General features: G+C 27.1%; 14 protein-coding genes. 13 read left to right on the top strand and 1 reads right to left on the bottom strand.

Annotated features, from left to right (window positions below; translation table 11 throughout):
- Window positions 1-4 precede the first annotated feature (4 nt).
- The 13 genes from KGF36_RS08825 to KGF36_RS08765 all read left to right on the top strand — a co-directional run bounded on the left by KGF36_RS08825 (window position 5) and on the right by KGF36_RS08765 (window position 11,829).
- The gene (locus KGF36_RS08825; protein ID WP_227827757.1) at window positions 5-706 is read left to right on the top strand and encodes a sigma-70 family RNA polymerase sigma factor; all 702 of its coding nucleotides are present in this window, start codon (window positions 5-7) and stop codon (window positions 704-706) included.
- Window positions 707-718: 12 nt separating this feature from the next.
- Window positions 719-1,144: a DUF6115 domain-containing protein gene (locus KGF36_RS08820; protein ID WP_227827756.1), complete on the top strand. Its 426-nt coding sequence runs from the start codon at window positions 719-721 to the stop codon at window positions 1,142-1,144.
- The gene (locus KGF36_RS08815; RefSeq protein WP_227827755.1) at window positions 1,129-1,314 is read left to right on the top strand and encodes a flagellar protein; all 186 of its coding nucleotides are present in this window, start codon (window positions 1,129-1,131) and stop codon (window positions 1,312-1,314) included. The genes KGF36_RS08820 and KGF36_RS08815 overlap by 16 nt, the downstream gene beginning before the upstream one ends.
- 40 nt (window positions 1,315-1,354) lie before the next feature.
- A complete protein-coding gene (locus KGF36_RS20465; protein WP_227827754.1) occupies window positions 1,355-2,128 on the top strand; it encodes a flagellar hook-basal body complex protein in 774 nt (257 codons plus the stop codon).
- 20 nt (window positions 2,129-2,148) lie between these two features.
- Window positions 2,149-2,910, top strand: coding sequence for a flagellar hook-basal body complex protein (locus tag KGF36_RS08805; protein WP_227827753.1), 762 nt, complete (start codon window positions 2,149-2,151; stop codon window positions 2,908-2,910).
- 22 nt (window positions 2,911-2,932) lie between these two features.
- Window positions 2,933-3,814, top strand: a complete 882-nt coding sequence (locus KGF36_RS08800) for a FliM/FliN family flagellar motor switch protein (protein ID WP_227842629.1) — start codon at window positions 2,933-2,935, stop codon at window positions 3,812-3,814.
- A gap of 2 nt (window positions 3,815-3,816) precedes the next feature.
- Window positions 3,817-4,191, top strand: coding sequence for a FliM/FliN family flagellar motor switch protein (locus KGF36_RS08795; RefSeq protein ID WP_227827751.1), 375 nt, complete (start codon window positions 3,817-3,819; stop codon window positions 4,189-4,191).
- Between the two features lie 31 nt (window positions 4,192-4,222).
- The gene (locus KGF36_RS20460; RefSeq protein WP_227827750.1) at window positions 4,223-5,593 is read left to right on the top strand and encodes a tetratricopeptide repeat protein; all 1,371 of its coding nucleotides are present in this window, start codon (window positions 4,223-4,225) and stop codon (window positions 5,591-5,593) included.
- Between the two features lie 112 nt (window positions 5,594-5,705).
- Window positions 5,706-7,646, top strand: coding sequence for a molecular chaperone HtpG (htpG, locus tag KGF36_RS08785; protein WP_227850269.1), 1,941 nt, complete (start codon window positions 5,706-5,708; stop codon window positions 7,644-7,646).
- A gap of 307 nt (window positions 7,647-7,953) precedes the next feature.
- The gene (locus KGF36_RS08780; RefSeq protein WP_227827748.1) at window positions 7,954-9,084 is read left to right on the top strand and encodes an iron-containing alcohol dehydrogenase; all 1,131 of its coding nucleotides are present in this window, start codon (window positions 7,954-7,956) and stop codon (window positions 9,082-9,084) included.
- A gap of 198 nt (window positions 9,085-9,282) precedes the next feature.
- Window positions 9,283-10,305 carry a spore photoproduct lyase gene (gene splB, locus KGF36_RS08775; RefSeq protein WP_227854680.1) on the top strand — a complete coding sequence of 341 codons (1,023 nt, stop codon included), beginning with the start codon at window positions 9,283-9,285 and terminating at the stop codon, window positions 10,303-10,305.
- Between the two features lie 181 nt (window positions 10,306-10,486).
- Complete coding sequence (locus KGF36_RS08770; protein WP_227827746.1) at window positions 10,487-11,395, top strand: AraC family transcriptional regulator; 909 nt, start codon at window positions 10,487-10,489, stop codon at window positions 11,393-11,395.
- A gap of 17 nt (window positions 11,396-11,412) precedes the next feature.
- The gene (locus tag KGF36_RS08765) at window positions 11,413-11,829 is read left to right on the top strand and encodes a DUF3788 domain-containing protein (RefSeq protein ID WP_227827745.1); all 417 of its coding nucleotides are present in this window, start codon (window positions 11,413-11,415) and stop codon (window positions 11,827-11,829) included.
- Window positions 11,830-11,957: 128 nt separating this feature from the next.
- Here KGF36_RS08765 and KGF36_RS08760 read toward each other — a convergent pair whose 3' ends face one another.
- Window positions 11,958-12,566: a TetR/AcrR family transcriptional regulator gene (locus KGF36_RS08760; protein ID WP_227854679.1), complete on the bottom strand. Its 609-nt coding sequence runs from the start codon at window positions 12,564-12,566 to the stop codon at window positions 11,958-11,960.
- Window positions 12,567-12,785 lie beyond the last annotated feature (219 nt).

The following is a 12,785-nucleotide window of genomic DNA, read 5'->3' as shown; positions in this document are numbered from 1 at the left end:
GTTAATGAATAGAGAAGAATTAATAAAAGAGAATATGCCTCTTGTAAAGAGTATAGCAAGAAAATTTTTTATACCTGGGAAAGGCTTTGAATATCAAGATTTAGTAAATAGTGGAGTTATTGGATTGATTGATGCAATAAATAAATTTGATGTTGAAAAAGGAGCAAAATTTTCTAGTTACTCTTATATAAAAATAAAATCAGCTATATTAGATGAAATTAGAAATCAAAGTCCAATCTCTAAGCACAATTTAACTAAAGTAAATAAATATAATAGAGTAGTAGAAAAATTACAGGCTGAGTTATTAAGAGAGCCAACTTCATATGAAATTGCAAATGAATTAAATATTTCAGAAAAGGAACTTTATGATATTGAAAATAATATAGATATGCTAAATATTGTGTCATTAAACCATGTAATCTTTGAAGATACAAATGAAACTGTACAAGATACAATAAGTGACAGAGAGGAAGATATTCCAGCAAATGTAATAGAGGAAGAAGAAAAACTAGAAATTTTATCTCAAGCAATTTGTAATTTAAGGGAAAAGGAAAAATTGATACTTTCACTGTACTATTATGAAGATTTAAATCTAAAGGAAATAGGGAAAGTGCTGGGTGTTTCAGAATCAAGAGTTTCACAACTCCACAGAAAATCAATAAGAAACCTAAGAAACAAAATAAAAGAACTTAAATATTCTATATAGATGGTGATTGATGTGAGGATACAAATTATATTAATAGTAGTGTCTATTTTGATAATAGTAACTATAATTGCAAATTTACATAAGGAATCAAAAAATAAAGATAACAGATATTTTGACAAAATATTTGAACAGGAATATGAGGCAAATGATAGATTGATAGTTGCAGAAAAAAGAAGATTCTTTTTAGATAAAGTACTTGCTGAAATAAGAAGTAATAATCATATAAAAATTTATGAAAATTATAGCTTAATGAAAACCAATGAAGAAAAAAAAGAAGATATATTTATAGAATCAAAACAGGAAATAAAACAAGAAAATGAGCTATCTCTTAAAGTGAAACATCTTATAAATTCTGGTTATGATGATGTGGAAATATGCAAGATGCTAGATATTGGAAAGGGTGAACTGTCATTAATAAGGAGTTGTTACAAAATATAAGAATGTTATTATTTGATAAAAAAGTACTTTTAGGAATAGGGATTGGTATATTAATATCAACTTTATGTATAATGCTTTTTAGTAATAATGATATGAGTAAAGCAGAGATAGAAAAAAAGGCCAGAACACTAGGTATGAAATATGCAAGTGAGATGAAAGTTTTAGAATAAATAGTCTTGTTGAACAATTTACAAAAAAGGAGGTCATAATGTGATAAGAGGATTATATACAGCAGTTTCTGCTATGATAACAAATCAACAAAAGCAAAATGTTGTTGTCAATAACCTAGCCAACATGGATACTAATGGATATAAAAGTAAACAGCTTTTAACCAAAAGTTTTGATGAATTGAAATTAGAAGGTTACAATAACTATGCAAATGGAACTAAACAAAAGCAAGAGATAGGAAAAATAAGTCCAGGTGTTTCTATGGATGAAACTATTACAGATTTTAACCAAGGTCCTATAAAACAGACTGATAATAAAATGGATGTAGCTATTCAAGGTAAGGGGTTCTTTTTGGTTAGTGATGCAGCTGGGAATCAGTTTTATACTAGAAATGGGAATTTTAGGACAGATAATCAAGGAGACCTTATAACTAGTGAAGGATACTATGTTCTTGGAACAAATACTGTTACTGGTGCTGTGGGTCATATAAATGTAGGAAATAAAAAATTTGAAGTAGCAAAGGATAATACAATATCACTGGACGGAAATGCTATGTACAAATTTAATATGGTAGATTTTAATGACTATAATAAGCTAAAAAAAGAAGGCGATAACCTATATTCTGGAGAAGGAGCTATAAAAGCAAATAATGCATATACAATACAAAATGCTATAGAGTCATCTAATGTGGATATGGTATCTGAAATCAACAATATGATGACAATTTCAAGAGAATATGAAGCAAATCAAAAGATAATTCAAGCTATGGATTCTAAATTAGCAAAAATAGCAAGCGAGATTGGTTCAGTAAGATAAATAATAGGAGGTGAATTTTTATGTACACAATGTTTTATACTAGTAAAACAGCTTTATCAGCAAATCAAAGTAAACTAGATATAATATCTAATAACATAGCAAATAATGATTCCACAGGATATAAAAAGCTAAATATAGAATATTCTGATTTAGTAGATGAAGTATTAAATAGACCATCATATCCCACAAATGGTAAAGATATATCAACTGGAACTGGTTCTAAAGTCTCAGCTCCTATGAGAAATTATGAACAAGGAGCATTAGCTCCAACAAATAGTAAAAGCGACTTGGCAATAGATGGAGAAGGGTTTTTTAGAGTAATAAGAAATGATGGTACATATGCATATACAAGAAATGGTGGATTTAATGTAGATGCTTTAGGTAAGATTGTAGATGATAATGGAAATATATTAGACGTTCAATTTGATGCAGGTTATAACTACAATAATACAAATATAAATAATACAAACTTAACAGTTTCAAGAAATGGAGATTTATCTGTAGATAATAAGAAAATAGGAAAGATAAACTTATATGAACCTATAGGAACTCAAAATTTTATATCTGAAGGAGATAGCCTATTTGTTGCAACTGATGCAGGACAAGTCAAACAAGTTGGAAAAGTGGATATAGTTCAGGGCTACAGAGAAAGGTCAAATGTTTCTTTACAAGACGAATTTGTTGACTTGATAGCTACTCAAAGGGCATTTCAAATGAATTCAAAAGGCATAAAGACAGCAGATGAAATGTGGCAAATAGCTAATAATTTAAGAGCTAAATAATTATGTAAGGTGAGGAATATTCATGTATGATATGAAAGATTATGATTTCGGCAAACCTCAGAGTTATTCAAGAGAAAATTTAACTTGTTTAAATTTTTTATTAGCTGAATTCTGTAAAAAATATAAAAACTATATAGTTTATGAACTTAAGTGTAATTCTAGTATGGTGGTTGAGAATATAGACCAAGTAAATTATCAAACCTTTTTAGATAGGGTAACATCTTCATGTTTAGTAGTACAAAATTCGATGGAACCTATTATGAAAAACTTTTCTTTTAGAATAGATAGAAGTGTAGCTGATATGTGGATTGATATAACATCTGGAGGAAATGGAGTTATAATAGATACTAAAAGAGAACTTACAGAACTTGATAAGAAATTACTTTTACATCTTATGGAGGATTTAGTAAGAAATATGCATTTATTTGAAGGCTTTGAAAACATACAAGTATTAGATACACACACACATATTAATTTACCACAATTGTGTTCACCAACTGCACCTGTATGTGTTGTAGATTTAAAAGTGCTAAATGATAATGAGTATATTGGTACGGTTTCACTTTGTTTCCCATACAATGGTTTAGAGGCCATGTTGGAAAATATTTCTGTAGTAGAATTTTTAGATATGGATGCAGGAGATAATTCAGAAGAATTCACTAAGAAAATCTATGATAGTGTATCTAATATAGAATTATCAGTTATTGCAGAGATAGGTAAAGTATCAATTAATGTTGAGGATTTACTTAAACTAGAAGTTGGAGATGTAATAGTAACAAATAAAAAGATAAATGATTATATAGATGTATATGTAGAAAATTCAAAATCATACACAGCAACACCAGGATTTATATCAAGTAAAAAGGGTGTGAAAATAAATGATGCTGTCAAAAAAGAGGTGTAATTATGGATAATAGCAATCTTATTTCAGATGAAGAAGCAAAAATGTTATTGAATGATAAAAGTGAAAAAGAAATTGGTGGAGATGATGAATTAGCTTTAGAAATTTCTGAAACTAATAGAAATAATATAGAGAGAATACTTGACCTTAAGTTAGAGTTATCTGTAGTTATAGGAAGAACTAAGATGAGTTTGAGAGATATTTTAAATTTAAATAAAGGTTCTCTTATTGAACTTGATACTTTAGCAGACCAAGATGTAGAAATACTAATAGACAATAAAGTACTGGCTTATGGAAAAGTGGTAGTGGTAGACTTAAACTTTGGTGTAAAAGTAACAAGTATAGTAAGTGAAGAGGACATGGTAAAATCTCTTGTTTAGAAACAAAATCAATTAATACTTATGGCATGAGGTGGTATTTATTTTAAACTTAAATGATGTAAAGAAAGATATATTAAAACTCAATAAAAAAGACTCATGTGCTCTATATAATGAATCTATTGATAATATAAATAATAATTGTATATCAAGTGGATTAAAATTTTTAAAAGAAGCAAGAGATTTAAGCCCAAATGATGTAGATATTTTAAATCTTATAGGTCTTATAAACCTACTAAAATGTAATTTTGATGAGGCTGTAGAAAGTTTCTATAAGAGTTCCATTTGTGAAAAAACTGCTCTGTGTGAAAAGTATATAAATATGCTTACATCTGAGGAGTTTTTAATTTTCTTTGAAAAATATAATCAGCTTATAAGATTCATAAACAAAGGAATGTACAAAGAAGCTATACAAGGTTTTAAATTTATAACTGAACAATACAGCGATTTAATAGAGCCTTATGAGTTGCTTGCTTTGATTTATGATAAAGAAGAAGAGTACATAAAATTTGATGAATGTTTAGAAGTGTTAAAAAGGATTGATAAAGAAAATCATTTATTAAACCAAGAGAATAATATATTAGATACATATAATAAACAAATCAAAAGTAATGCAGATGTAGATATTGATGAGAGTGAATTTTTACATAGAAATATTAAACACTCTAAATTTGATGAAACTAAAGATGTAGTTAAGAAAGATAATAGAACTGAAAAACAGAAAAATTTAACTTCTAATAAGAAAAAAAGTATTAAAAAAAATAAATATCTACATTTAGCAATAATATTAGGTATATTATTAATAGGACAAAATATATATAGTTCTTATAAGATGAATAATTTAAAAAAGCAGATGTCTGAAAATACTAGTGTTAAAAATGAAGAAAAACTAAATTCTAGCTTAAATGATAAAGAAAATAAGGATAACACTTCTAATTCAAATAATAATGATAGAAGTGATGATAAAGAAGATGTAAACTCTGAAAAAAGTACTGTAGATAATGAAAATGATAAAAATACTGATTTATTTACAGAAGATGAATTGATGTCTAAAGCGAATAATTTAAAGAAGGAAAAGAAAACAAAGTCTTCTATACAGTTATATAAAAAGGTAGTAGATACTGGTGGAAATAAAGGGAACACATCAGAAGCAACTTATCAAGTAGCTACTCTTAGTGAAAAATTAAAAGACTATAATACTGCTGAAGAATATTATAAAATGTATGTAGAAAATTACTCAGAAGAAGATGCCTATTTTGATGAATCATATTATAATTTAGGTATGATGTATTATAATAAAGGTGATTTAAAAAATTCTAAATTGACATTAAAAAAACTAGTTAATAAGGTTCCTAATAGTATGTATAATAACTCAAAGGTAAAGGAAATTTTAAAAGAAGAATAAAAAATAAATAAGAAAAATAAACTATTTCATTTTAAAATAATTTATTTATAATATATTGACATACTATTTTAAAAAATTTAAAATAATAATTATAAAATGAGGAGGGATAAAAATGGAGTTTGAAAAAGGAAGTATTTCAATTCATACAGAAAATATTTTTCCTATAATTAAAAAATGGTTATATTCTGATAAGGACATATTTATAAGAGAGCTTATCAGTAATGCATGTGATGCAGTAAGTAAATACAAAAGACTTGTATCATTAGGAGAAATATCAGAAAATAATCCATCAGAGTATAAAATTACTGTATCTGTAAACAAGGGTGAGGGTACACTTAAATTTATTGATAATGGAATAGGTATGACTGAGGAAGAAATAAAAAAATACATAAACCAAGTTGCCTTTTCAGGTGCAGAAGATTTCTTTAATAAATATAAGGATAAAATGGAAGAGTCAAATGACATAATAGGTCATTTTGGGTTAGGGTTTTATTCTGCATTTATGGTGTCTAAAAAAGTACAAATAGATACACTTTCATATGTGGAAGGAGCAACTCCTGTAAGATGGATATCTGAAGGTGGTACAGAATATGAAATATCTGAATCAGATAGTAGACATGACAGAGGAACTACTATAACACTATTTATTGATGATGATAGTAAGGAATTTTTAGATGAATTTACTGTAAGAGGAGTAATAAACAAATACTGTTCTTTCCTACCAGTAGAGATATATTTAGAAGATGTTGAAAGATTAGAAAGAGAAGCTAAGGAAGCTGAAGAAAAAGCTAAAAAGCAAAAAGAAGATGGAAAAGAAGAAGAAGTTATAGATTCAAAGGTAATTGAACCCTTGAATGATACTAATCCTTTATGGCTTAAATCTCCAAAGGATTGTACTGATGATGAGTATAAAGAGTTTTATAGAAAAGTATTCAATGTATTTGATGAACCTTTATTTTGGATACATCTAAATGTTGATTATCCTTTCAATTTAAAGGGTATACTTTATTTCCCTAAATTAAAAAATGAATTTGAATTGACAGAAGGAAAAGTAAAATTATATAACAATCAGGTCTTTGTAGCTGACAACATAAAAGAAGTTATACCAGAGTTTTTACTTTTATTAAAAGGTGTAATAGACTGCCCAGATTTACCACTAAATGTATCAAGAAGCTTTTTACAAAATGATAGAGATGTAAGTAAAATTTCTAAACATATAATTAAAAAAGTAGCAGATAAGTTAAAATCTCTTTGTAAAAATCAAAGGGAAGAATATAACAAGTTCTGGGATGATATACAAATATTTATTAAATATGGTTGTTTAAAAGATGAGAGCTTCTATGAAAAGGTGAAAGAATGTATATTATTTAAAACTATTGATGACGAGTATATAACACTTCAAGATTACTTAGAAAAATGTAAAGAAAAACATGAAAATAAAGTATTCTATGTAAGTGATAAAGAGCAACAATCACAATATATTAAACTATTTAAGGAATATGACCTAAATGCTGTGGTATTAAATTCATCAATAGACACTCATTTTATTTCATTTATGGAATACAAAGAAAATGGTGTTAAATTTAACAGGATAGATGCAGACCTTTCTGATGTATTAAAAGACAAAAATGAAAATAAAGATAGTGAAGAAAATAAAGAAGAGATAGCCAAGATAGAAGGATTATTTAAAGAAGCTGTTGGAGAAAGAGTAAAAAATTATTCTGTAGAAGGATTAAAAAACGAAGAAACTCCAGCTATGATTTTAGTATCTGAACAATCTATTAGAATGGCAGAAATACAGTCAAGATTTGCTGGAATGGATTTAGGAATGAGTTTTGAGGAAGAAAAGACTCTTGTAATAAATGAAAACAGCCCGATTATCAAAAAATTAGTTTCTCTTAAAGATGATGAAGAAAAGAAAGATAAAGTAGCACTTATATGTAATCAAATAGCTGATTTAGCTTTACTTTCTAATAAAGAATTAAAGCCAGGAGAATTAGATTCATTTGTACAAAGAAGTAATAAACTTATGAATATGTTAATAGAACTATAGACTTAAAATATAGAAAAATAAAGTTTTAAAAATTTGTAAAATAGAACAATGAGAAGAGTTATCTTAAGATGATTGAAATTATCTTTAGGTAACTCTTTTTTGTTTTTATAATTTTTAGTTAAGTTTTAAACAGTTAACTGTACTTTAACAAGAAATATATTTGATTAAATAGAGTTAACTTGATATGAAAGAAGATAATACATATAATTAAGTAAAAGATTATTTTATAAATTATGTTTCAATACATAATTACACTTTTATTAAAAAATAAAGTTATTACTAAAGTAGAAAAATAGGAGGTTTTAGCATGAATTTTAATTATAATTTGCCAGTAAATATTTTATTTGGAAGAGGGAGAATTAATGATGTAGGTATAGAAGTATCCAAATATGGTAAAAAAGTATTAATTGTAACTGGGAAAAACAGTACAAAAAAAACAGGGTTACTTGATAAGACAATAGATTTGCTAAAAGGTGCTAAAGTAGAATATGAAGTTTTTGATAGAGTAGAGCAAAATCCTCTTATAACTACTATATATGCAGGAGTAGAAGCTATAAAAGAAACTGGTTGTGATTGTGTTTTAGGCCTTGGTGGTGGAAGTATAATGGATGCAGCTAAAAGTATAGCTTTTTCTTATAAAAATCCAGGAGATTTGAATGATTACATATTTGGAATTAAACAAGGTGAAGAAGCCCTACCTATAGTTTTAGTCCCAACAACATCAGGCACAGGTAGTGAAGGGAATTGTTTTGCAGTGCTTACAAATTCAGATACTAAAGATAAAAAATCTATAAAAAAGAATAGCATGTATGCAAAAGCCTCAATAATTGACCCAGAGCTTATGGTAACAATGCCAAAACATATAATTGCATCAGTTGGATTTGATGCACTTGCTCACAACATAGAAGCATATCTTTCTAATGGAAGAAACCCTCTTGCAGATGTACAAGCTATCTATGGGATTGAACTTATATCAGAAAGCTTAGTAAATGTATACAATAATTCTGATGATTTAGAAGCTTGGGAGAGAATAACACTTGCAAGTACTATTGGTGGGATGACAATTGGTACAGCTGGAACAACTCTTCAACATGGCATGGAGCACCCTGTAAGTGGTCTTAGAGATGTAATGCATGGAAAAGGACTTGCAGCTTTAACTCCAACTATTATAGAAAGTTCATGGGATAGTGATATTGAAAGGTTTGAAAATATATCAAAAATATTGGGCGGAACTTGTGCAGAAGACTGTTCAGATGCAATCAAAAATTTCCTTAAAAAGATAGATTTAGATATAAAACTAAGTGACCTAGGTATTGTAAAATCAGATATTGATTGGTTAACTGATAATTGTATGAAAATATCTGCTGCAAATATTAAGAGACATCCAAAGACTTTTAATAAGGAACAAATAAGAGAAATATACTATAAATCTTTATAGATTAAATTTTAGATAAAAATTGGTTGTGTTGGTTGTTATAAGTAAATAAACTTATAATTAGTTAATGCAAAAAAATAAATTTATCTCAAATGTTTATTTTACTTTCTGATAAATAAAGGAACTTAAAAAAGGGAAGATTAACTAAGTAATATTTTATAAAAATCTTCATTTTAAAAACTTTAAGTAGAGGTGAAATAAATGTTTAATCCTAAAAGAATAATATTTGAAAAAGGCACCCTAGATACAAATATTGGGAAAAACATATATGATAAATTTAAGGATAAAAAAGATGTAGAAATAATTAATATATCATCAAATAGGATTAAGGAACATATTCCAGGTGAAAATCTATATGAACAATATAGGAGTGGAAAACAAACTATGGTAGTTGGGATTAGAAAAAGTCTAAAGTTTCAAACATGTAAACCTTCTGCTAACTATCAATTGCCACTTGTCAGTGGATGTATGGGAAGATGTGAATATTGTTATCTAAATACACAGTTAGGTGATAAGCCATTTATAAGAGTGTTTGTAAATTTAGATGAAATACTTGAACAAACAAAGAAATATATTGAAGATAGAAAACCACAGGTAACTATATTTGAAGGAGCAGCTACATCAGACCCTGTTCCAGTAGAACCATATACTAATTCACTGAAAAAGACAATAGAGTTTTTTGGAAAAGAAGAAAAGGGAAGATTTAGATTTGTTACTAAATACAGTGATATAGATAGCTTGTTGGATGCTGAGCATAATAATCATACAGAGATAAGATTTAGTATAAATACACCTAGAATTATAGATGGGCATGAACATTATACGGCTTCTGCAAATAAAAGAATAGAATCAGCCATAAAACTTGCAAAAGCTGGATATCAGATTGGATTTATAATAGCTCCTGTGTTTTTATATGAAGGTTGGAAAGAGGAATATAGAAGTCTGATTAGAAGCATAAAAGAAGCTCTTCCAAAAGATTTTGATAGAAAAATTATATTTGAAGTTATATCACATAGATATACAACTAAAGCAAAGAATAGAATATTAGAAATTTATCCAGACACATTATTGCCAATGGAAAATGATAATAGAAAGTTTAAATATGGTCAATTTGGATATGGAAAATATGTATATACTAAAGAGCAATTAGATGATATGAAAGAGTTCTTTCATAAGGAAATCAATGAAGTATTTAAAAATAGCTTAATAAAATATATAATATAGCAAATCTTATCTAAAGATTTGCTATATTTTATTTTTATATATTCTATGTTTATAATAAAGTGATAGGATTTAGTACTGTCATATGAGAAAATAAAAAAGGCACTGTCTATCAAGACTATTTTTTTAAGTTTTGATAATATAAAAATATAGGATTAATAAAAATATCAGGAGGAGTTATGATATGCATGCATGGGAATCTATTCAAATTACATTAGATTTAATAGAAGCAAACTTATCAGAAGAAATATCAATCAATGAATTAGCAAATAAAGCAAATTTATCACCATTTTACTATCAAAGACTATTTAAAAGATTAGTAAATAAGACTGTAATGGAGTATATAAAACTTCGTCGTCTTGCAAAAGCTTCTGAATACTTAGCAGAACATAAGAATCGTATACTTGATGTAGCTTTAAATTTTGGATTTGATAGCCATGAAACATTTACACGTTCCTTTAAAAAAGCATATGGATTAACTCCAGAAAAATATAGAGAAAATCCAGTAAAACTCAATCAATTTGTTAAGCCAGAGTTAATTTTAAATTATGTCATGGTGGATGAAGGTGTACCATTGATTACAGATGGTATAGTAATTGAAGTAAATCGTAAAAAATTAAGTAAACCAAGAACTTTTGTTGGTCTTGAAGGAGAAATACCTATTTGCCAACTAATGGGTGGCGAAACAACAGGTATTGCAATAGCAAAGGAATTATGGATGAAATTTGGTAGCCAAAAACATAATATACCAAATCAAATTCCAGGTGGAAATGATTTTGGTGCTCTTTATATGGGTAATGCAAAAGAAGGAAATTGTATTTATATGGCAGGAGTAGAGGTAGAGCCAGGTACATCAGTAGAAGGATATAGTTCTTTTGAGTTACCTGCTAGAGAGTATTTAGTATGTGGGTTTGAAGCAGAAAATTTTGATGAGTTAGTTGACTCAGCTGTTTTTAAAGCTGACAAGTTTATGGAGAGATGGATGAAGAAACATAATCTAACAACAACTGATTTTGCAATTGAAATGTATTATCCATCTACATCTGAAGTAGCATATCTGGAACATTGGATTGTTCCAGTTCCTATTAAATAGGGGAAAGGGTGGTAAATATGGATTGGCAAGATACATTTTTCCAAGATAATAAACCAACACTTGAACAAATTAAAGAATTTATTAATAGCCCATTATGGGACAAGTTAAATAGTGTATTAAGTTCAACATATAATGTGGAACCAAAACTTGAGTATAGTAAATGTTCAATGCAAAGAGGTTGGAATGTAAAATACAAAAAAAGAGGAAAGTCATTATGTACTTTATATCCTCAAGAAGGTTCTTTCAAAGCTTTAGTCATTGTAAATGAAAGTAATAGAGTAGAAGTTGACTTATTTATTAATACTTGTTGTGATTATATAAAACAATTGTACAATGAGATAAAATTTTTTAATGGAAGTAAGTGGTTAATGATTCAAATAGATAGTATGTCGACATTAAATGACACACTTGAGCTTATTAAATTTAGAGTTTAATATATAAAACAGGGTGACTTATATACTCATCCTGTTTTTATATATTAACTTTTAATAGCTTGTATGAATTTGAGAAGCTTTTGTATTTCAATTTTTAATGATATTATATAACTTATGTTTATCAATTATTATTGAAATTGATTTGAGATAGAGTTTAAATATATACTTTTTCCTTTATCAGTAAGAAACATAAAAATAATGCTCCATAAACAGTTTAGAGTGTTTTTTATACTATCATGTTCATCAAGTTCTTTAGTGCCAACTGGTTTATATATAAGTATTGTTAAAATACATTCAATAATATTTTCTATCTGATTAGGAATTGTACATTCTTGAATTAAATTAGAATTTTGTAAATTAAGAAAACTTTCTTTCAAGAATTCTTTAAGTTCTTTTATGAAGTCAAGTTGAAATTTATATATTTTAGGGCTTATTTGAGATAGTTGGTCATAGTGCTTAAAATAATATGCATTTTCATTTTGAATACTCAATGAATTTAAAAATAGCTCATTTAAATCCTGTAATGACTCAGGGATATCTATTTTATTATAATTTTTATGTTTGTATGCAACTACTTCCTCAATTAAATCTTCCTTTTTTTTAAAATAATATGTTAAGTTCCCAACACTCATTCCTAAAGCATCAGCAACATTTCTCATAGATACATTATTATAGCCATATTCATTAAATAAATCACGAGCTTTAATTAAAATATCCACTTTTGTTTGTTTTGCCATATTGAATCCTCCAATAAAAATTTATAATAACTTTTATTTGACATTTTAGTACATTAGTACTACAATGTCAAATATAGTACAAATGTACTAAAAAATATTTAAGTCATTCTGGGATAGATAAATTAAAGATTTTGGTTTTATATTATAAATCTAAAATCTATAAAGACTAAGATATTATTTACATAAAAGTTGATGAAGAGGAAAAGTATTTTATATTAT

The sequence above is a fragment of the Clostridioides sp. ZZV14-6009 genome, from assembly GCF_020658095.1.
In the GTDB taxonomy this organism is placed as follows: Bacteria; Bacillota; Clostridia; order Peptostreptococcales; family Peptostreptococcaceae; genus Clostridioides.
The sequence above is the reverse complement of the archived record's forward strand: the minus strand, read 5'-3'. Positions and strand labels throughout refer to the sequence as shown.